At 53.6% G+C, this 20,176-nt stretch carries 26 protein-coding genes and 1 pseudogene; 4 read left to right on the top strand and 23 right to left on the bottom strand.

The annotated features are described in order from the left end of the window. Window positions 1-312 precede the first annotated feature (312 nt). The 7 genes from A6U95_RS10230 to A6U95_RS10200 form a co-directional block, all read right to left on the bottom strand. Window positions 313-570, bottom strand: a complete 258-nt coding sequence (locus A6U95_RS10230; RefSeq protein ID WP_139102356.1) for a hypothetical protein — start codon at window positions 568-570, stop codon at window positions 313-315. A gap of 49 nt (window positions 571-619) precedes the next feature. Beyond that, window positions 620-985: a theronine dehydrogenase gene (locus A6U95_RS10225; RefSeq protein ID WP_065684402.1), complete on the bottom strand. Its 366-nt coding sequence runs from the start codon at window positions 983-985 to the stop codon at window positions 620-622. Continuing rightward, window positions 937-1,659 carry a plasmid SOS inhibition protein A gene (locus A6U95_RS10220; protein WP_065684401.1) on the bottom strand — a complete coding sequence of 241 codons (723 nt, stop codon included), beginning with the start codon at window positions 1,657-1,659 and terminating at the stop codon, window positions 937-939. The genes A6U95_RS10225 and A6U95_RS10220 overlap by 49 nt, the downstream gene beginning before the upstream one ends. Then, complete coding sequence (locus A6U95_RS10215) at window positions 1,656-2,102, bottom strand: conjugation system SOS inhibitor PsiB family protein (protein WP_065684400.1); 447 nt, start codon at window positions 2,100-2,102, stop codon at window positions 1,656-1,658. Before A6U95_RS10215 ends, A6U95_RS10220 begins: the two co-directional genes overlap by 4 nt. A gap of 39 nt (window positions 2,103-2,141) precedes the next feature. Next, complete coding sequence (locus A6U95_RS10210; protein WP_065684399.1) at window positions 2,142-4,175, bottom strand: ParB/RepB/Spo0J family partition protein; 2,034 nt, start codon at window positions 4,173-4,175, stop codon at window positions 2,142-2,144. A 63-nt stretch (window positions 4,176-4,238) separates the two neighbouring features. Continuing rightward, a complete protein-coding gene (locus A6U95_RS10205) occupies window positions 4,239-4,475 on the bottom strand; it encodes a DUF905 family protein (protein ID WP_065684398.1) in 237 nt (78 codons plus the stop codon). 55 nt (window positions 4,476-4,530) lie between these two features. Further along, the gene (locus A6U95_RS10200; protein ID WP_065684397.1) at window positions 4,531-5,085 is read right to left on the bottom strand and encodes a single-stranded DNA-binding protein; all 555 of its coding nucleotides are present in this window, start codon (window positions 5,083-5,085) and stop codon (window positions 4,531-4,533) included. Between the two features lie 330 nt (window positions 5,086-5,415). Here A6U95_RS10200 and A6U95_RS31690 point away from each other — a divergent pair, with 330 nt between their 5' ends. The 3 genes from A6U95_RS31690 (at window position 5,416) to umuC (ending at window position 7,628) form a co-directional block, all read left to right on the top strand. Further along, the gene (locus A6U95_RS31690) at window positions 5,416-5,547 is read left to right on the top strand and encodes a hypothetical protein (protein ID WP_256388585.1); all 132 of its coding nucleotides are present in this window, start codon (window positions 5,416-5,418) and stop codon (window positions 5,545-5,547) included. Between the two features lie 394 nt (window positions 5,548-5,941). Further along, window positions 5,942-6,361: a translesion error-prone DNA polymerase V autoproteolytic subunit gene (umuD, locus tag A6U95_RS10195; protein WP_065684396.1), complete on the top strand. Its 420-nt coding sequence runs from the start codon at window positions 5,942-5,944 to the stop codon at window positions 6,359-6,361. 7 nt (window positions 6,362-6,368) lie between these two features. Then, the gene (gene umuC / locus A6U95_RS10190; protein ID WP_065684395.1) at window positions 6,369-7,628 is read left to right on the top strand and encodes a translesion error-prone DNA polymerase V subunit UmuC; all 1,260 of its coding nucleotides are present in this window, start codon (window positions 6,369-6,371) and stop codon (window positions 7,626-7,628) included. A gap of 108 nt (window positions 7,629-7,736) precedes the next feature. Here the strand turns inward: umuC and A6U95_RS10185 are convergent, their stop codons facing one another. From A6U95_RS10185 to A6U95_RS10155, 7 genes are all read right to left on the bottom strand, one after another. Continuing rightward, on the bottom strand, window positions 7,737-8,129 hold the full coding sequence (locus tag A6U95_RS10185) for a plasmid partitioning/stability family protein (protein WP_065684394.1): 393 nt from the start codon (window positions 8,127-8,129) through the stop codon (window positions 7,737-7,739). Window positions 8,130-8,131: 2 nt separating this feature from the next. Next, window positions 8,132-9,103: a plasmid segregation protein ParM domain-containing protein gene (gene parM, locus A6U95_RS10180; protein ID WP_065684393.1), complete on the bottom strand. Its 972-nt coding sequence runs from the start codon at window positions 9,101-9,103 to the stop codon at window positions 8,132-8,134. A 253-nt stretch (window positions 9,104-9,356) separates the two neighbouring features. Continuing rightward, entirely contained in the window at window positions 9,357-9,740 is a 384-nt protein-coding gene (locus A6U95_RS10175) for a hypothetical protein (protein ID WP_065684392.1), read from the bottom strand. Between the two features lie 5 nt (window positions 9,741-9,745). Beyond that, window positions 9,746-10,375 (bottom strand): ParA family protein, encoded by a 630-nt coding sequence (locus A6U95_RS10170; RefSeq protein WP_065684391.1) that lies wholly within the window; start codon window positions 10,373-10,375, stop codon window positions 9,746-9,748. A 512-nt stretch (window positions 10,376-10,887) separates the two neighbouring features. After that, window positions 10,888-11,208, bottom strand: coding sequence for a hypothetical protein (locus A6U95_RS10165; RefSeq protein ID WP_065684390.1), 321 nt, complete (start codon window positions 11,206-11,208; stop codon window positions 10,888-10,890). Window positions 11,209-11,310: 102 nt separating this feature from the next. Continuing rightward, window positions 11,311-12,174 carry a DUF4942 domain-containing protein gene (locus A6U95_RS10160; RefSeq protein ID WP_065684389.1) on the bottom strand — a complete coding sequence of 288 codons (864 nt, stop codon included), beginning with the start codon at window positions 12,172-12,174 and terminating at the stop codon, window positions 11,311-11,313. A gap of 79 nt (window positions 12,175-12,253) precedes the next feature. Further along, window positions 12,254-12,598 carry a hypothetical protein gene (locus A6U95_RS10155; RefSeq protein WP_065684388.1) on the bottom strand — a complete coding sequence of 115 codons (345 nt, stop codon included), beginning with the start codon at window positions 12,596-12,598 and terminating at the stop codon, window positions 12,254-12,256. A gap of 297 nt (window positions 12,599-12,895) precedes the next feature. Here A6U95_RS10155 and A6U95_RS31445 point away from each other — a divergent pair. Continuing rightward, a pseudogene (locus tag A6U95_RS31445) lies at window positions 12,896-13,006 on the top strand (hypothetical protein); the annotation flags it as partial. A gap of 389 nt (window positions 13,007-13,395) precedes the next feature. Here the strand turns inward: A6U95_RS31445 and A6U95_RS10145 are convergent. The 9 genes from A6U95_RS10145 to A6U95_RS10100 all read right to left on the bottom strand — a co-directional run bounded on the left by A6U95_RS10145 (window position 13,396) and on the right by A6U95_RS10100 (window position 20,175). After that, on the bottom strand, window positions 13,396-13,962 hold the full coding sequence (locus A6U95_RS10145; protein WP_065684386.1) for a methyltransferase: 567 nt from the start codon (window positions 13,960-13,962) through the stop codon (window positions 13,396-13,398). Between the two features lie 45 nt (window positions 13,963-14,007). Continuing rightward, on the bottom strand, window positions 14,008-15,384 hold the full coding sequence (locus tag A6U95_RS10140; protein ID WP_065684385.1) for a DUF3560 domain-containing protein: 1,377 nt from the start codon (window positions 15,382-15,384) through the stop codon (window positions 14,008-14,010). 735 nt (window positions 15,385-16,119) lie between these two features. After that, window positions 16,120-16,383: a hypothetical protein gene (locus A6U95_RS10135; protein WP_083196348.1), complete on the bottom strand. Its 264-nt coding sequence runs from the start codon at window positions 16,381-16,383 to the stop codon at window positions 16,120-16,122. Between the two features lie 81 nt (window positions 16,384-16,464). Further along, window positions 16,465-16,893, bottom strand: a complete 429-nt coding sequence (locus A6U95_RS10130) for an antirestriction protein (RefSeq protein ID WP_065684384.1) — start codon at window positions 16,891-16,893, stop codon at window positions 16,465-16,467. Window positions 16,894-17,289: 396 nt separating this feature from the next. Next, window positions 17,290-18,090, bottom strand: a complete 801-nt coding sequence (locus tag A6U95_RS10120) for a hypothetical protein (protein WP_065684382.1) — start codon at window positions 18,088-18,090, stop codon at window positions 17,290-17,292. Between the two features lie 59 nt (window positions 18,091-18,149). Further along, window positions 18,150-18,563, bottom strand: coding sequence for a DUF1380 family protein (locus A6U95_RS10115; RefSeq protein WP_065684454.1), 414 nt, complete (start codon window positions 18,561-18,563; stop codon window positions 18,150-18,152). Between the two features lie 5 nt (window positions 18,564-18,568). Then, window positions 18,569-18,793, bottom strand: a complete 225-nt coding sequence (locus A6U95_RS10110) for a hypothetical protein (RefSeq protein ID WP_065684381.1) — start codon at window positions 18,791-18,793, stop codon at window positions 18,569-18,571. Continuing rightward, the gene (locus A6U95_RS10105; RefSeq protein WP_065684380.1) at window positions 18,790-19,473 is read right to left on the bottom strand and encodes a DNA methylase; all 684 of its coding nucleotides are present in this window, start codon (window positions 19,471-19,473) and stop codon (window positions 18,790-18,792) included. Before A6U95_RS10105 ends, A6U95_RS10110 begins: the two co-directional genes overlap by 4 nt. Before the next feature lie 369 nt (window positions 19,474-19,842). After that, entirely contained in the window at window positions 19,843-20,175 is a 333-nt protein-coding gene (locus A6U95_RS10100) for a hypothetical protein (protein ID WP_083196345.1), read from the bottom strand. Window position 20,176 lies beyond the last annotated feature (1 nt).

The raw sequence follows: 20,176 nt of genomic DNA, 5'->3' as shown, positions 1-20,176 counted from the left end.
GAAGCTTGCCCGGCATATTTTGGCCGGGTTAGCTGAGTAGGGGTGACGACCAGGCAACGCCTGGAAGCCGAAGGTATCCAGGACCTGCTTTTGGGCCAAAGAGATGCGACACCAACAGCATGGAATGGAAACGATCGGAGAAATGACAATGAGAAAGACAAGGTAAAGAGGGTTGTTCAGGAAGAAGAGAGGTCTAAACAGCAATTCCGGGATAACAGTTCACCAGGAGAAGAAACGAATGAGGCAGGAAAGTACGGGAAAAAACGGCACCGCAGGTGCCGTCTGTTCTTGACCTTCCCGCCCTGGCCAACGTCATTTTGCCCTGGTACCCGACTCAGGCTCAGATTCAAAGGCAATCACGCAACCAAGGATCATGGAAACGGCCCAGATCACTTGAAAGGTGATATGCACCAGTGCGCTACTGTATGACAACAGCATGCCGGTGAAGGGGATAAGCAACAGCAGGGTGCTGTAGATAATGAACTTCCCGCCAACACTTTTTCGCTGTGCTGGCGACATTTTTTGCACTCTGGGGTTGTTCGCGATCTTACGTCTTAGGTATTTCCACATACCCACCTCCCTCTGGCGACTGAAAATAGCATTGTATTCAGTATAGTATTCATTTGCCCTTGAAGTAATCTGGCCTATTGGACAGCTCACGCGCGATCAACTCATCGGCAAACAGTGGCGCGACGTTCATTACCCTACGTTCCAGATTGCGCTGGCGTGCCTGCGCCTTGCGTTCTGGACTCCAGCGGCGAATAGGGCGCACGTCGAGAAAATCCAGCGACACGGCATAATCACCGCCCGGCACAAACAGCTCCATGATACTGGCAGGCACTGGCGCACCCGCAGCAACATCCACGGATACCAGCACCGTTTCCCCCGGACAGACGCGATGGGGATACCGCCAGCGCAACGAGTAGCACCATCCGCTCACGGTTTGCCTGCCAGTTTGTTGGGCAGCATAAGCGTATCCAGCCATTGATCTATCACCGACCGGCTCTCCAGTTCACCCCGCATCTCTTTGACAATCGCCCACAATGGACTGCCGAGGTAGAATGCATCCCGATGCAGACGCGTAAACCGCTGGCCCCATGCCTGAACCATCCCGATCAGCTCATCGTCATAAATCCCCTGCCGCTCCTGACGTTTGTACCATGCAGCCAGTTCACTCGGCGTCGTAAAGGCCAGTTCAATTTCAGCTTGTGCCACTTGAGTTTGGTAACGTCGGCGTTTTTGCAGCCTCGTCCTTTCTTGTTGCCGTTGTTGGCGATCCGCCTGCAAATCCGCTCGCTTGTATCGCCGTTCCTGATGGCGCAAGCGCGTTTCGGGGAAAAACGTTCTCACGAGGCTATCAGGCAACGGCATCGGGCACCGTTCTCCCCGGCTGGATATCAGCACATCCAGTGCCTCGATATAGCGTTGCTTGGTCGAACCCTGCCGCTCCCTGGGATTGTAGCTGGTATCGATGCTCCAGATATCCATCGCCGTTATCTTGCCACGCCCCTCATTGAGGGAGCGAAACAACGCTTTGGCATAGGGATACGTGGGTAAACTCCGCCCCGCATCCTGCTTGGCTTCTACACTGGCAATGGCTTGAATTGCAGCCAACTGGAATGGGCTGACGGGAACGAGTGACAAGTGAGTCGGGATCATACGCCATGCCCTCCCATGCGCAGTGCCGCTGCCAATCCATTCGATTCGGTATAACCGGCACGAATATACTCATCCAGTCGTGCGATCATCGCCCTTATCGCTTCCGGGTTAAAACTGTCGGCACTGTAGAACCAGACCACCGATCCCGCGTCTTCAAACCACAGTCGCCCATACCAGTACGGGGACTCATGGCTCGGACTGATGATATCGATCGGCACCCGTGGTGCAGACACATGAGACAGGCGCAGATGCACCGGGTGTACCCCGCACCATTCTTGCCGGTGTTCGCAATCGATCTGCCAGCAGTCAGGCAAACCCAGCGCTGCGATCACTGCACTGGATAACCGCAAGCGTGCCTCCTCGCCGCGTTCGCGGTACTGTTCAAAATCGGTGGCGGTAAAGGCTTGCAGCTTGGCTAACGTGAATTTTTCTTCTTTGGTCATCGTGTTATCAGCCGCCCTTTCGGGCGGCAGCTCCAGTTATCAGGCAGCGTCAGTGGTGGCTGTTTCGTCGGAATGGGTTTCACCTTCAACATTTTCTGCGTTGGCAGGATCGTCGACAGGGGCCTCTTTAGGTTGAGGCGCGGTCATCCACACTGGCACCCAACGGTTACTTGCCATCCGTTCTTCGGCCAACTCTGCGGCGTCCCCTTTCTTCATCTTCTCCGCATCACTTGCCGCACCGGTGAAACCCGCTTCATTCAGGAACTCGACAATTTGTGGTTTTTTCAGGTGGTCAAAGAAATTGGCTTTTGTCGGTTGCCACCAGTCACGCAGTTCGAAATCAAACGCCGTTTCCACCGCATCGAGCGGACTGCGTGTCGTATGCCCACATTCACGGGTCTGTACACCATCCAACCCGCAAGCCGCACATAAACCGAGGATGGAAAGCAACTGCTCCCCTTTCAACGTAAAGAAGGTGGTAAAGTCACGATCCCAACCGTCCGGCAACATGGCTGTGACACGCTCGATTTCTGCTTTGAGAGCAAGATAAGCCGTACCCTCTTTGCCTGACGGCGCATTTTCCAGCAAGCTATTGTGAGAGCAACGCAATGACGCTTTTAACGCAGACGTCGCCCCCCAATGATGCGATAACAAGTCACGGCACAACGTCCATGCCAGCAATGCAACGGCCTTTGGTGTCTGTTGTACTACCGCTGCCTGCACTGCAAGCGTCCGCTCCGATGACATTTTGGTCAGCAACGGTAAACTGATGTCGTCCACCGGTTCGGGTTGGCGGGTATAAGTGATGCCAGATGATGTTCGAGTCTCGCTGTCTGCTTTGGCCCCCTCTGTCCCCTCCTTCTGTTCCCGAAGAAGAACACCGCGCTGAATGCAAACCTCATCATCCTCAAAGGACACGACCACCCCAGCCTGTGCTTTCTGCTCAGGTGTCCACGCACGGATCGCTACAGCCGATTCAAGGTCTTCAATCTGTTGCTGGATCTCATATTCATCGTCGTGGGTTTCAACCTCTTGCAGCGCGGCTGTCAGCGTGTCCAGTCGGGCCTGTTCTTCTTTGGTAAACAACGGTGCTGGGGTAGGCAAAAAGCTGTACGTCTGTGCATCCTCGCCATAGCGTTCCACGCGATCCATCCGATGCAGACACCATGCCCATCCTTCGTTTTCCTGTAGGGCATGGGCAACTATCTCCAGCTTGTTAACGAGGTGCGTATCAAGCAGGACTTTATCGACATAGCCACCATCGTCCTCGCTAAACAGATCACGGCGGATCTGGCTGTCCTCAAAAGCATTGGCTCCGACAAATGCAAACTTCCCGCTGCCGCTGATCTGGACTTCACTGGCGGTTATCAAGCTGCGTATTTGATGAATTTGGGGCTTGCCGTTGTAGCTGTTCTCTTTGGCCATATCCAGAACCTGCAACTGGCGCTCATGGCTATTTTCCAGCGCCAACACATGGCAGTGCTCGGTTGTGAGTTCGTCTTTGGCCAATGCATCAAGGATCGATGGAGCCAACCCGGCCAATTTCAGCATGCGCTGTACATGACGGGCGCCATATCCCAGCAGGTCACCGATCTGCGCTGGAGTATTCCCCTCTTCGGAAAGCGTACGGAAGCCGATGATCTGTTCGGCGGGGTGCATTGATTTACGCTGGCCGTTTTCTGTCATCGATGCAGCAACCGCCAGTTCACGTGGAACTACCTTCACAGGCACAAACGGTTGATCGGCATCGATAAGCCCTTCGCTCACCAATAGCGCGGTAGCCTTTTTGCGGCCCCCGCCCCCGACAACGCCCAGTTGGCCGTCAGGCAATTCGATGACAATCAGGTTTTGCAGAATGCCCACACCCTTGATGCTGTCGGCCAACCCGCGAATTTCCTTGTCCGTATGCGGAACGATACGTGTGTTCAGCTCGGTATCGGCCAATTGAGAGAATGGCACCAGAACAACTGGCGTACTCTCGAGCAGGGTAACCAGTTCTTTAGACACGGCTTTTTCTTTCGCCTTACTGCTAGCTTTCTTAGATGTTTTTGCTTTAGACTCGGTAACTGACATAGTTGAGACTCCTTATGTATTGACTACTGTCTGCCGGACGGCTCACGTCCGGCACCCTTTTGCTTACTGCTTTTTCACACCGTAATCCGTGATACCGCGATTCAGCCAATAACCGGCATCGGGTTCAAAATTCCAATAACGCTTGACCAAGTGGCCGTTGTCCCTGATAACGAGCTGAAATTGCCCCCCTTGATAGTTTTCGATGGTGATATTGCTGTAGGCAGCTGTTACAGCGCAGGCCTCTTCATGCGTAAACGTGCCTTCCGGTAACAGCACGTGTTGATCGGTCTGGTCAGTCATTGGCTATAAACTCCTGTTAGTGATGCCCTGCTTGCACAGGGCGAAAAGGTCATCTTCAAAACGGGATATCGTCTTCAAAATCCATCGGCGGGTATTGACCACCTTGCGGCTGCGATGGTGGCGCTGATGGTGCTTGCGCGGCATCTGTTCCCTTTGACGTACCTTTCCCTTTACCAGTACGCTTGCCCTTGGCCGGTGCGCTGCTGGCTGCTGGCTGCGCGGCAGCCGGAGGTTGAGGTGCATTGCCGCTGGTCTGACGCTCGCCGCCGCCCAGCATTTGCATGGTGCCATTGACCTTCACCACGATTTCGGTGGTGTAGCGATCGCCACCCTGTTCGTCCTGCCATTTGCGGGTTTGCAGTTGCCCCTCGATATAGACCTTTGAGCCTTTGCTCAGGTATTCCCCGGCCACTTCGGCCAGCTTTCCGAACAAGACGACGCGATGCCATTCGGTTTTTTCTTTTTGTTCGCCCGTTGCCTTGTCGCGCCATGTTTCGGAAGTTGCCAACGTCAGATTGGCTACCGCGCCCCCATTGGGCATATAACGAATTTCGGGAGCCTGACCCAGATTGCCGACCAAAATCACTTTGTTTACGCCACGTTCTGCCATGATGAATCTCCTTATTTCCGTTGAGCTTTCGCTTTTGAAAACCATCACCCGTTGAGTTGTCGGGGCCGCGGTTTTGATGTTATTGCGGGGACCTGCTGGACTTTCCCGCTGGGTATTACCTTCACCCGTTTGAGAGTCGTTCGCCGCAAAGGGCGAAACGAGCATGGCCCGGTGAAGATGTCTGGGGGTGAGCGGGAAATTTTTTTCGGTCTAATGAAATGGCCGGGAAAAATTTATTGCGAAAGGCAAGGCCGGCCCCTGGACAGCAAGACGGGTTGTGCTTGTCTCAGCCCCGGCGAAAGAACTCAAATGGGTGAAGATATCCAGGTAATGAAACGAGCAGGAACCCGCCGCAACGACGAAACGCGCGGGCGCGAAACGGCGTTGCCCCTCAGCGCCCTGCTGATTTACCGCAGGGCAGTGAAAGCGGCGCGGCCCTGGCCGCTGCAAGCGCGCCCCTGACCTTGGTGTTGACCTTCCATCCAGCCTCGGTTGCTACCGAAGGCGGAGACACGGCCCGTGGCTCCGTGGAGCTTAGGCCGTCAATTGACGGGCTTAGCGGAATGCAGGCGACGCGCCGACCGGAACGGGCGGGAAGCCCCTGGGGGCCAACACGGTTTTTTCTTCCGGCAGTTCCTTTCCTGGCCCTGCTACCCTGCCGATCGTCCCCGGATATCCCCTTGCTACCCTGGCCCTGCGGTTTTTGCTGAGCCAGTCATTAATTTGCAAAGAAACTATTTTCAATGGCAAAACATCCACCTACCTGATTGGCTCCCTGGCCACCTTGCTATTTGGCCAAAACGGCATTCATAATACTGTTAATTCATACAGTATATATTCAAGGTTTCAATAAAAGATGAAAGCAGAACTGATCGCTGCCCTGACTGAAAGCCGGCTTTCGCTCCCTCTGTTTGGAGAAAGTTGCCCTGCAGGTTTTCCCAGCCCAGCCCAAGACTGGATAGAAGCCCAGCTGGATCTGAATCAGTTTTTAATTCACCATCCTTCAGCGACTTATTTCGTTCGTGCTGAAGGTGAATCCATGATTGAGACGGGTATTCTCTCCGGCGATCTGCTGATCGTTGATAAAGCCCTGGAACCACGGCACGGCGATATTGTAGTTGCCTCTGTGGGTGGTGAATTTACGGTCAAGCGTCTGTGTGTTCACCCCCAACTCTGCCTGCAGCCAATGAATGCTGCCTACAGCCCGATTTATGTTGATCCAGACGATCTGGATATATTTGGTGTCGTGATACACGGCATTCATACCTTCCGTTGAGTTGGCCATGTACCTGCTCTGTGATGTCAATTCGATGTATGCCAGCTGTGAGCAGCTGTTTCGGCCAGACCTGAAGGGTAAACCGGTGATCGTGCTCAGTAATAATGATGGTGCGATCGTGGCGGCCAACCGCGAGGCGAAAGCGCTGGGTATTAAACGCGGTGCCCCCTATTTCCAAATGAAATCGCTGATCACCCGGTACCAGGTAGCGACGTTCAGCAGTAACTATACGCTTTACGGCGATATCAGTGCCCGCACCATGTCCGTGCTGGAAGCCCTGGCACCGAAACTGGAGATTTACTCGATTGATGAAGCCTTCCTGGACATCACCGGCATTAACACCTGTGAGCCATTCCTCGCTTTTGGCCAGCGCGTTCGAACGACGGTAAAGCAGCAAACCGGGTTGAGCTGTGGCATTGGCATAGCCCAAACCCGCACACTGGCAAAGCTGGCCAACCACGCAGCAAAAACGTGGCCAGCGACTGGCGGCGTGGTGGATTTGAGCGATCGGCAACGGCAGCGCAAGCTGATGGCATTGCTCCCGATCGAGGAGGTGTGGGGCATAGGCCGCAAGCTTTCGGCCAAGCTCAGAGTGATGGGAATAGAAACGGTGCTGCAGCTGGCCGATGCCAACCTGCAGTTGATGAAAAGAACCTTTGGCGTAGTGGTAGAACGTACCGTTCGTGAGCTCAACGGTACCGCGTGCATCTCGATCGATACCCTGCCAGCAAAGCAGCAAATCATCTGCAGCCGCAGCTTTGGCGAACGCGTCACGCAGCTGCAGGACATGCGGCAGGCGGTCTGCCAATATGCAGAACGCGCCGCAGAAAAACTGCGTGAGGAACGGCAATACTGCCGACACGTCAGCGTATTTCTACGCACCAGTCCATACGCCAATGATCCGTATTACGGGAATAATGCGAACCAGGTACTGATGCTGGCCACGCAAGATACACGTGATATCGTTGCGGCCGCGATGAAAGCCCTGGAGCAAATCTGGCGCGACGGGTACCGGTACCAAAAAGCCGGCATCATCCTGAATGACTTTTGTCACCGGCCCGGACAGATAGACCTGTTTGACGATTTACCGCCCAGGGCGAACAGTGAGAAACTGATGACGGTTGTGGATCACATCAACGCAACGGGGATGGGCAAGATATGGTTTGCGGGTCAAGGTATCAACAAAGGCTGGAAAATGAAGCAGGAGATGCTCTCCCCTGCCTATACGACACGCTGGAAGGATCTCCCGGTTGCCGTGATAAAGTAAACGCCAGCAAACGCTGGCGTGTAACTTTCAGCCAGCTGGGGAGCATTCCCCTTTAATGAAAATACTATTCTCATTTGCCAGCGCGAAAATCACCTTCCAGTAAGTCTGTCATAAAAGCCCCTGCAGTTTTGTCCTGACAAGTTCAACATTCACCTTTTCATCAGGCTCTGGCCCTGATGGTTCCCTGGGAATTTCCATGTTAAGCGCGGCAAGCACATCCTTGATCTGTACCTGCGATGGCTTCCACCCTGTCATTGCAGCCAGCTGGTTGATCACCTCATCCGGTGTCAGCGTCCTGGTGAACAACAGGGTCAGTAACTCAGGTAGCCTTTGATCCAGCTGATGCAATGCCAACCCGGCGATCAGTGCATGCCGATACAGTTCCCCTCTTTTTTTGCGTGGAACAGTATCGACCTGGTCAAGCGCCATGCGGTCTGACAATTCTTCCGGATGCAGATAGAGAGAGATTTTTTTTCTTCCCTCCATATCATCAGGCTCCATGTTCACTCTCCTTTAAATCGGGCTATTGCTTTAACAAGCGCGGTTTGAGGCTCATCCATCAGTACCACTTTATCGCCAAGATGCGCCCAAAACTTGCTTACAGCAGGTGCTATCAGTGTTGCACCTCCGCCAACAATGTAAACCCTGTTCACGTTGCGGAATTTAGTCAAATCGTCAACGACATGCTCACCCAATTTGTGGATCGCCGTTTCTATCGTATCCCGCACCAATGACTGCTTGCTTTCATCATTGACAACCTGACTGAAAAACGTGGCGTCATGGCGCTTCTTGATGAGTTCGTCAGCGATCATCGGGCTTGTGTCACTGCTGGCCATTCTGAGGGCCGTCAGGGTCGCATTGGTTACCTGACACACACCGATTTTAGAATTCCCGTGTACGGCAGACACATCATCGAACTGGCCGACAATCACCCCGACATCGAGCGTTGTCCCGCCCAGGTCGATGACCAATGACTTTTCAAACTCACCTACGTTGTCACTGACCAGACGTGTAAAGACTGCCGGCAATGATTCAGGCATCACGTCCACCGAGGTGATAGTGAAGGCCTCACCCTTATTCAGGTTAACCGGTCGCAAAAGGTTCTTGATCTTGCGCTCGATGTTAAGTTCATTTTTCTGGCAATCAGCCGTGTAGTATTCGCTGATAGGTAACGTCACCGTGAGTGAGATTTCCTGTGGCTCCAGACCGCTATTGAGCAACGCATGATGCACAGCCAACACATTTGAGTCGGTATATTGGTACTCGATGTGCGTGGTACTGATTGCCGCTTCGCTTACCGGATCATAGGTGTACTTATGGCCATCAAGGCTGTAGTTGTACGTTTTACGGCTTCCCAGACCATCGACTTTCCAACCGTTACGAAACGAATTTACAGACACCGACGTTATTAACGTGCCTGCTTCGAACCATGCCAGTTTTACGTTCGTTGAACCATCATCACAAAATAGTTTCATGCCATCTCCGTTAATACTCAACTCGAGTATTTATCCCTTGTAGTTTAACACTCAATTCGAGTGTTAATCATAGTTATCTCATCATAAACAATCACATTGAGTATTTACATAGCAAGCATAGATACTCAACCTGAGTATTATACACTTAAATCTTGCTGCAATCTAGCTGCAAGATTGCAGCAAGATTATATATGCAAAAATATTGCAGCAATCTAGCTGCAAGATTGCTGCAATAATAGTTACGACTATTGTTTTACTTCAGGTTTTTGTAATTCAGTTTTTCTTTGAGTGCTTCGATACCCTTTTCCAGTACCTCAACAAGCTTTAGGTTCTCGCGCTCAGCAATGTAGCGGATCTCTCTGTCAAACTCTGGTGTCACCCGCGTTGCAAACGCCAGTGTGCGGTTTGTTGTTCTGGCGGAACGTCCATCACGAAAAATCTGCCGAGCTGGTGCTTTGCTCTTGGCCGGAGGATTTGCACTGCTAGCATCCGGCACCGGTGATGGTGTTAACGCTGTTGGTGAATCTTCCAACGGTGCCGGGGCAAATTCTGGTGCCGTCAGGCTGGTTGCCGCTTCATCAAGAGTAGGAGGAGTTCCCAGGCCTCCCCGTTTCTTTAGTTTAGAAACATCGACCATTGCAATTACTCTCCTATTTTATCAATCAGCGCCTGGATAAGTTTGTCGGCGCGTTCTCTGAGGCCTTTAAAGCGGGTTTCGGTTACCGCCAATCCTGCGTTCTGTGCCAGTCGGTAGGCAGGCTTTTCGACCAGGCAGCCGTCCAGGGTTTCGTATCCGGCTTCCTGGATGTATGCCCTTGCGTCAGCCTCTTCCGTTTCGGTACCAATGCGGCAAAGTGAGAAGACCAGTTTAGCACGGGGGATACCGGCGTTAACGAGGCCATGAAACACTTTAATAGCAGGGATCAGATCATCAAGAGAGGCCCCCGTCGGTTGCACAATCAAATCGGCCACTTTTGCGATTTCCAAGGTACCTTTACTGGCTCTCGCCGGGCCATCGATAATCAACAGGTCAAATCCTTCCGCTGCCGCAATCGCCTGCTCAGATGTTGAAAAGACCTCGACAGAAGCAGCCGGTTTCAGATTTGCGGCTAGCCTTCTCCGGTGCCAATCCGCTGATGTGGCTTGGTCCGTATCCAGGTCAGCAATCTTGGTTTTTATGCCTCCTTCGGTAGCCTCACGGGCCAACGCCCTTGCCTGGGTACTCTTACCTACCCCGCCTTTTTGTGAAACAAATCCAACAATCCAAGCCATAACGCCCCCATTATCTTGCTGCAAGATTGCTGCAATATGATGATTATATAGGCTATATATAATCTTGCAACAACTCAAAATCTAGCTGCAAGATTGCTGCAATCATTTTATAAAGTTAGCTATACATTTCATTGTGTTACATAAGATACAAGAAATACGATCCTTTCAGAAAGTCAAACCACAAATAAATATCTTGCTGCAATCTTGCTGCAAGATATTTATTTGTGCGATATCAACAGATTTTGCGTCAGAGATGAAAGCCCGAAGGGCGGAGACAGGGTTACCTGGCTCCGTTCACGCCAGCTCGTTCCCCAGCATGGGGAGGCGCGCAAGGTAGAAGTAAGAGGGAGGGAATTCGCCGTGGTAGAGAGGGAACACCCGGTATGCATCAACGAAACCATAAGGCTGAAGAGAACAGCGCGGCAGCGCTGTCTGTTACGCCTTATGCGCCGCAGGCGCTGCTTTTCCGGCGCAAACTTACAGGGGGCCGGGTATCCGTGCCGATCTGGTTGTTACCAGTCCCTTTTGAATGCCCGCTTACCGACAACATAGGCGGCGAAGGGAGCACTGAGCGCTACTGCAAAATAGAGCGAGTTCCACATGCCATCAGGGTTCTGCTTAGACATCAGATGACACCCGTAGAGCACCACACCTAAAATGATGTACAGGTATAAAGTCCATCGGATAAAACGGTTTCTGTTGCGCTTGATTTGATGAAGCAAGGCCCAGCCATTACTGGCATCGTCATCGAACAGCATCCGTGTATTGGCAGATCTGTCGTGCTTCAGGATCTGTTGCACCGCACTCTGCACATCCTTCTTGTTGTTCCTCACCGGTAGTTCCTCCCTTCCTGGTAACCGCCAACGTGATGATCGCAATCTCTCTGAAAGGTTGCAACCAAGAAACATTAAGGCGGGGTTTCCCCCGCCAATACTTTAGACCGCAGGCGGTAACGCACCAGGGAAGCGTCGGGCGACAATATCATTGATTTTATCGACCAACTCCGGGCGGGTAAATACAATGTGCGCCGTGCCAATTTTAAAAGCTTTAATGGTGAAGTATTCACAGGTAAAGAGCTGGTTTACCTGCTTTGGCCCCCGAGACATAAACTCACTAAACCGCGCCCCTTCGGACACCCGAAAATCTGGCACGTTCTTACCGTCCAATATCCAGAAAGGCCGCGCAAGGTCATTGATCCGCGTCTGGCCGTAACTCCCTAACGAATAGAATTTATCCTGAAAGCTGCTCACCATCCCATTGAGGATGATTTTTTTGCCCAGGCAGCAAGGGTTATTCGTCTTGTAGTCCCAAGAGAGGGAACGGAACACATCGATCAGCCCCTGTTCGAACGTATCAGCCTTGTTGGCGTGAAGGTTTTTAAAAGTCGCCAGTACGTTATCAAGCGAAATTTCCGGGCAAGCATCGCTGTACAGGCTGGTATCCCACGCGTCCCGCTGCTTGGTGCTCATCAGGGTAAACATACCTGTATCGTTCATCAGACGTTGCCAAACTTCACGGTCTGCCGCACGACTGATGTTGCGTCGGATTTTATCTTGCTCAGTGGCAACCGGGCTGGAAAGGCTGTATTCGATGATGCGATTAAAGTCAGGGAAGTAGGTTTTGCCTGACGCACTCAGCAGTTGCTCACGCGCCTTCTGAAGCAGGGCAATCGCCTGCAAGAACGTTGCAATACCGCTGTTACGCTGCGCGATAATGCGATCGACGGCGACCGAGGGGATCATTTCTCCAGCGGCCTGAGTAGGGTTTATATCGGTGGTGAGGGACGTGGTAGCGTTCATTCGATTTCTCCTTTCTGTATTCCCCCGACGAGGTTCCTCGCGGGGGTGTTGACGTTGTTTCGTATCGGGCGTAATGGACTCAGGAACGACTCAGGGCGTTGTAAGTGACGCAATAATCGACATATTCTTTTCGGCGTAGCACTTCCTCTACACGCACAACGTTATGCGCCATATTGTTGATGGTCATGATTTGTTCGATGGCGGCGTGTAGATCGCTTCTTTCGACCTTTTGCCCCACTGGAGACACTGAAGAACTGGCGGGATTGATGGCTATCCACAGGTTGCTGTCTGCGCCAGATAGGGGGGAACTACAGAAGTGGATAGAGGGCGTGCCTTTGATCACGCAATAAATGACCATGCACGTTTTACGGTGGCTGTCAGGGGTCGCGTTGAAAACCGGTTTCTGGATCGTGGTAGCGTTCATCTTACTTCTCCTTTTGTGTTAAAAAACCATCACCCGTTGAGTTTCCTCGTCGCGGTGTTGACGTTTGCGGGTACCTGCTGCTCTTTTTCCTCCGGTATTGCCATCACCCGTTTGAGAACCTGCGCCGCAAGGGCGAAAGAGCAGCGGTCTGAGGCAGACGTCCAGGGCAGGCGCAAAAGTTTTTGCTGGCAAAAAGTTTTGAGACTGTGCTTCAGCAGTACCTGGACGGCCAGGAAGACTGTGGCTCAATCAGCCCCGGCGACAGGGACTTAAACGGTGACGTTGTAACGGGCATGAGTGAGCAGGAACCCGGCGCAACGCCGAAGAAGCGAAGCGAAACGGCGTTGCCCCTTACACCCCGGCAGGGGTTCGGCGGGGTGCAGAGAGCGCAGGCCACGGCGCGACAGAGCGGCAGTCTCCGGTCGCGGAGACACGCAAGCGATGCCCTTGACGTTCGGTATCAGACACTACCCGCAGGGCTGAAACCCGCTTTAGCGGGGTTCAGCGGAGACTGGCGTGCCGATTTATCGGCACAACGGGCGGAGTGTGGCTCGACGAGCCGACCGGAACGGGCGGTAAGCCGAAGGGACCCCAAAGGTGGCCTTTTCCGTTTTTGAGGGATACCCAGAGTGAGGAGAGACGAAAGACCAGGAAGAGAATAGACAGCACTGGCAACACACATGATCTGCGTTCAGTCGAGATATCCCTACCGCGCAACGGGATGGGCTGCGCGTTAGCGCGGCCTTTTCCGGCGCGAAGACAGGGGCGTTCACCCCTGCCGGTATAGTGGCGCGGCGCTATGCTACTGTCAGTCGCAGTATGGCTGTAGACACCCCGGTATAGGCAAACAGGCCACCCGGTAAAGGCTCCCAGTGCTCAGCCAGCGGTTTAAGGATTTCATTCTGGCGTGGCCCGTTCAGGCAGATAGCCGTGAGCACGCCACCGGGTTTCAGTAACGTGCAAGCGTGCTGGATATGATGAATATCGGCGGCCCGGTTAAACGGCGGATTCATGATGATGTGGCTATAGCGCTTCTGGGGTGCATAGTGCAGGAAATCGCAACAAATCACGTTGACGTCATCAAACTCCCTGCGCAGGTAGTCACACAACTGCGCGTTGAGTTCTACCGCGTCACAGGCCGCAGCGGGAGCCACGGCCCGGATAGCCCGTAAAATCGCTCCAGTGCCGGCGCTGGGTTCCAGTATCGTGTCCTGATCGGTGATCCCCGCCAGCGATACCAGGCGGTGACATATGTTTTCGGGCGTCACAAACACTTGTGAACTGGCCGGAACGGTCATCACCGGGGAGCTCTGTTGAATTTTTCCGCGCATCATCTCGATACGTTGTTTTAATGCAGTGTGCATCTCAGCGTCTCCATGACTCCCCGGATGGACTCCGGGGAGCTGCTGTTATTTATTCGGGATTTCGACAATTTTTAAGTCAGTAATGTAGACAGTGCTCAGGCTGCAACCTGCGGTCATTACGCGGCGATAACGGTAGGCACCGTGTGTCTCTGTGGCGGCTTGAAGGCGCACACCTTTGTAATCAGCCGGTTTCGCAGCCCATTCGGCCTTGGTCATCGTTACAAATCCCTCATCAGGATAGTTAACGATCGGGGGACGTTTTACCGTCACGGGGGCTTGTGCCGCATCGGCTCCCGTGGGGGCGGTATAGTCCGTGATTTTATCGACGGTCAGTTTCATCGTTCCCTCATAGCCCAGGAACGTATAACAGGGCGTTTCTACCGTGCTGACTTCTCCCGCGCTTTTGTTGATCCTGATGATTTTTAGCCATTCCCCCCGGCTTTTGACCTGACCGCCCACCTGAAATTCTTGTGAACGCGCGAATACACCGCCCTGTTCATTCAACATCGCTTGTTCATAGTTCAGGCGATTTTCGTAATGGGTCGCCCAGCGCCGATAATGGCGGATGGTGCTTTCATGGTAAGAAACGGCGATATTACGGGCCTGTTCCGGCGTAATGATGTCATTTTTGAGCGCGGAATAGAGGCTCATCATCCCCTCATACTGGCTTTTCTCCGGTGGGCGTGGGTATTGTTCCAGACTGAAGCAAGCCGCTACATGCTCAAAGTCACTGATGGCCAACGCCCGCTTTAAATCCAGTCCGTCGGTGCGCCAGCGTGTCAGATACTTGTTAGCTTCTTCAATCGTTCTTTCCGCCTTGCGCAGATCTGCCTTGATGCCCTTGATACGGCGATAGCGCACATCGGGGCGCTCTTTGTATTTGCCGTGCAACAGAGAGGCTTTGGCGCGGTGCTGCCAATACTCGGCCTGTTCAAACAGCATGACCGCCTTTTGCATGCCATTTTCGATTTTTTGGGCATGGCGTCGCGCCTTACGTTCGCTGTGGTGGCCAACAAGAATAGGCTGCCCAAAAGGCACAGCAGCGGCGAGTTTATCCACGTGGGACAGGGTTTGACCGGATTCGCTGGCCCGTTTGTCACTGTAACCGCTGAAACGCTCGGCGCGTTCTTCCTGTCGCTCGATCAAAGTGCTGTCGTCGTCCTCGATTTCTCCGGCCAGCGCGATCAACACATCTTCCCGGCGGGGTGTCCACGCAGGGGCAACGAATAGGTCTTGTTTAGGTGCCCACTTAAAGCCTGCTTTGCTCACTATCGCGTAGGTTTCATCATCAAGGCGTTGAGAGGTATACAACCGCAATTTATTGTCATCCGGGGAATAGGTCGCCCGGTAATCCTGCCCGTGAATTTCAAAAGATGCTTCTGTAGGCTTCGCTGTCGCGCCCTGGACGTTCTGTTGTGACATGTTTTGACTCTCCTTATGGGTTGATGTGATGCTTCTGTGAGTATTCGCCGTCGCGCATTGGCCCAGACCACGTTCAGGAGCGCTGGCAAGCCCGCCACAGGCGTTCATTACAGGCTTGCCAGAAGGAGCGAGGGAATGTGGTCTGCTGCGCAGCGACGGTCGGAATTACTCACGGAGGCATCCCCCATGCCGAGGATGAAACAGGGCGCAATGCGGAATGGCGGCGCGTCTGCGAAAGCCGTTCCGCACTTTAGAGCGCCGGCAGGGTTATCGACGGCGTGGTGAATGCGGTGGCCATCGGCCAGCTGCAGGTGTTGACCTTGGACATCAGACCCGCACCGTCAGGCCGAAACCCGCTTGCGGGGTTCGGCGAAGCTTACCTGGCACTTCGTGCCGGGTTAGCTGAGTCGGGGTGACGACCTGGCTATGCCAGGAAGCCGAAGGGGGCCGAAGAGTCTGCTCTGTAGAAAATGGCGTAACTGGATGTACAGCAGGAAGAATATCCAGAAGAAGAAGCAATGCAGGCATACAGAGAGAACACCGTATAGAAAGACGATGATAATTAGGTCTGCCCCCTATCCCCGTTCTCGGTTGGTCTTGAAGAAACATCAACGCATGAGGGTAGGGTAAAGCGCCGAAGGCGCGTTCCCTACCTTCAGCGGCAGGCTACAGCCTGCCTGGGGTTTTGGCGGTGTTAGGCAGGCGGTTTCCCCCTGCCATTTATATGTTAACGGGTCACGCCTTGGGGTCTTCACGACCGTCAAGCACGTTTTCCACGGCATCCTCGATCACTGACCAGTTAATACCTTCATTCGCATCATAGTTATTGGTCATTACCATCGCGGCGTGGATCTCTTCCCTTGTTAACTCTTCTCCATACGCTTTCGACAAAAAGTCTTCATCAAACCAGAGTGAAGCCACGCACAAGTCATCTAGGGAATAATTCTTTTGCAGTCGGTCTATCAGGTTGCCTACCGTCATTTCCATTTCCATTTCCATACTCTTACCTCATTTCGCACTCAAGGGCATTATCCGTTGTGGCAAGCAGCATTGCTGCCTGCCGTAATCGTTTTATCTATGTCACTCAAGCGCAGCACTAATCGCGTAACTGTCGGGATGGCTTTCAATGAAGCCCCAAAGCTGGAATTCACGCAGCAGGAACAATTTTAAAAGTTCGCCACACTCACACCCTTTGAGTGCCAGACAGCGGCGGCTAATGGCCTGAGCGGTCAAGATGATCCCGGCAACCTCTGCACTGATGGTGCGGTCAAACCAGCCCTCGGCATTAACCATATGGTAGCGATCGCCGGTTGGCATCATGTAGCCGCCGCCCTGCGGCAGTCGTACAAAGTGCCAAAAACAGTCCTCGTAGTCGGTCAGGTGTTTACGGGCCAAGGCGTACACCTGCAATTCTGCGATCATGAAATCGTCACCAAACAAATAAGGCAGGAATGAAAGCCGGTCGATTTCTTCAACGTTCAAAACGGGCTGAGCTGCGACATAGTGCATGGAATACCTCCGAAATATCATGTTCCGCGACACCGGTCGGTGCCGTGCCGACACGACAGCCCGGCGAGCAGCGGCGCAATACAAGGGCGTTACCGCAGGCCGCAGCGCAGCGAACGAAAGCCGGTATTTGTACGGTGAGTCCGTGAAAATTGAGCGGGCGAACGACGGGAAAATGACGGCGAAAGTGAGCGAGAACGGGCGAGGATAACGGCACGCGAACCCTTGTATTCGTCGCAGCCGGGCTACAGTGAAGGCATGGCACCCGGCCGTCACGACACCAGAGCAACAAAGGGGTATTACGTCACAAGGCCACACCGTGGCCGGGTAAACAGCGGAGCCAGGCGACATCCTTATGCAAAGTGTTGAAGTGGGCAGGTCACAACCTGCCCAGGGCGATCAGACTTTGTGCAGGAAGGGACGGAACGCATTCAGCAGGCTCAACACATCCTGACGTGCCGCACTGCACACATTATGCAGCGCTTCCCGGCACATCCAATGCCGTGGTGATTGTCCAGGGCACCGCAAAACATCACTGATGTCTTCATAAGCGACAACGGTCCCCACCAACTCATTTACGACGAGCAACCGCACACAGCCATACCTCGCGCCCTTGTTAAGTATGGCGTCCAGCACACGATCTGTTTCTTCCGTGTCTGTAGCATCAAACCAACTTTCCCCGTCGCACTCTTCGGCAACCATCCGAAAATAGCGCGTTTTGCGTTCGAACAATTTCACCTGTTGGGACGGCATCACGGCCGTCTGGATAAGGCAAGCATCATCTAACATCTGGATGCACACTTTACGAATGGCGGATTTCATGACGTTCAACACGGCCTGTATTTCCTTATCGGTCAGCCATTGGTGTGCATCGGGGAAGGTCACAAGGGTATTGTCTCCCGGTACTGCCGGCGTGACCAGTTGGTCCAGGCTCAAGACCATTTCGGCTTGCGTGCCTCTGAGTTTTCTAACCGCTCGATACAGTCGTTTATTTTGCTGCTCCGTAATCACCAACTGTGTGGCAAGTTTGGGTAGCAACCTCACCAGGTCGCCCGCATTCAGGCGCACACAGATACCTAACCAACAGGGCCATTTTGCCGATACCGCCACGGCATCGGTATGTTCAGGCCAGCCTTGGGATTCAAGTAGCTCCAGTGCCCGGTAATGGATTAACGCAGTAAGCGTTTTATTCGCTGTCATTGATGTGTTCCTTTACATTCGGTAAGGCCACGCCACCTTTGTGGCATGGCACTGGACTATCAGGCGGCTAACAGGGCTTTTACTCTGTCGAGATCTTCAAATCCCTGAACAAGCTCTGGTAAAAACTCAATCTTGTCGTCTTGTGCAATACCTCTCTCAATTTCTAGTGCCATACCGGCAAACACGGTCAGCCTCGCCAGCACATCCGCTGGCACTTCTACCACTCGATCTTCATTGCGAACGAGCCTCAACACATTAATCACCGACGAGAAGGAAACACCTTGGTTCTGGTATTCTTGCATGGGTATATCGCCAATCCGGGCCAACACCTTTGTCGCCTCTGACTCGGTAATACCGTGGGATTGCGCTAGAGACATCACGCTTTCAGTGGTCCAGACCAGCACCGCCAGCGGTTCTTCAGCACTGAACATACGTTTCAATTCACGGATAATTTCTAATCGGGTTCCATACATCGTCTTCATTCCTCAAAACAGTGATCCAGTGCGGCCATTTCGCGATATGCCTCGAGACACAGCGTGTTGATCCGCCGCAGGCTCTGTCCTGCGAGTCGAATTACCAGTGCGTCTTCCGTGACGGGATACGTGCTCGTCAGTTTGAACAGCGCCATATGCAATTCATCCATCATGTGGCCGACCTTGGCGATATCCTCGCGAAGCGCCTCAAAGCCCTCGTAGTTCTTCATGCCGCCTCCGGGTAGTGTTCACCATCATTGGCAGCCGGGTATTGCATGGCGCGGCGTACTGCGGCCAGCCGTTGGACGCCAGCCGCGTGGTATTGGGGCAATAACTCGATACCGATATAACGCCGTTTTGCCCGTAACGCGGCGACGCAGGTCGAGCCACTGCCCGCAAACGGGTCGAGAACAATGGCACCAGGGTGTGTGAATGACTCAATCAGGGGTTGTAAGCTGGTCACGGGCTTTTCCGTTGGGTGATGACGGTTGCCGGTATATTTCCAGTCCAATACATCGGCTAGCGGGTTTTCCGGTAATGCAGGACGGCCCTTTGCCAGGATATAGGCGCACTCATGGCGATAGCCGACATAGGCGGATTTTGAGGCATAGGTCTTGGCAAAGACCAGGTGGCCCACCACCCTAAAACCAGACTGCTTCCACGCGGCCATGAATGCATCGACACGGTTCCAGCCATAAAAACTGACCATCAGCGCGTTCTTTTTCAGCACGCGGTACATGGCATCACTGGCTGGCTGGAGCCATTCGCCGGTTTTGTCGCCGGCAATAGAACGGCCGGAACGATCGCGAAAATCGACCAGATACGGCGGGTCCGTGAGGATGAAGTCAACGGCGTTAGCCGGGAATTCGGACATGATCGGGACACAGTTACCCAAAAGAAATCGAGACATAGGGGTACTCCTTATGGTCAGACGGCGACAGGAGGGGGTCGGTACGGCCCCCGTTCCCTGCTGCCGGTGCCTGTACGCCGCACCCTGCAACGGGTCAGGCCGACCGTGGAATACCGCAGCCGCAGGGGTATCGCGGCAAGGATATGCCGCGAAAGCGGCTTGAAGGGCGTTCATCAAGCAGGCGAGTGACCTGCGTAAACTCTCCGCTACGCAGGGCAGGAGCGGAAAAAGCGCCCGCCCCGTGGCCGCAGGGTGAGGCACACTGGCACCGGCAGTTGACACCCCGCGCAGCGGCGAGAAGGAGGAGCACCGCGACATCCTTATTCCTTCAGGCAAGAACGGACAGGTTTCCCTGCCCGATACGGATTGTTACCGCCTGTAATCCTGCCAGCAGTGGCCAAACTCATCCCTGACGATCACCCCGTCAGGTGTTTCACTGACCTGCCAGAGACTTAAGAACCCCAGCCCCCGGAGGATAGAAAACTCCACATCCTCCAGGAGCGTGATCGCACTGAACCACACTTCACCCTGGTCAAAGCACCACCAATGTTCTCCTTCGTCTTGCTGCAGTTCTGGCCACCAGGTGGCGCCCATCTGTTTTACCCCGTGTTCTGCCATGGCCAGGCAATCGGCCTGCACGATGAGGTGCTTTTCGGTTTCAACCCCAGCGGTTTTTATGTCAAAGCTGATCAACCAGGTCATG

The sequence above is a fragment of the Serratia sp. 14-2641 genome (assembly GCF_001692375.1).
GTDB lineage: Bacteria > Pseudomonadota > Gammaproteobacteria > Enterobacterales > Enterobacteriaceae > Chania > Chania fonticola_C.
This window is presented reverse-complemented; position numbering and strand designations above follow the sequence as displayed.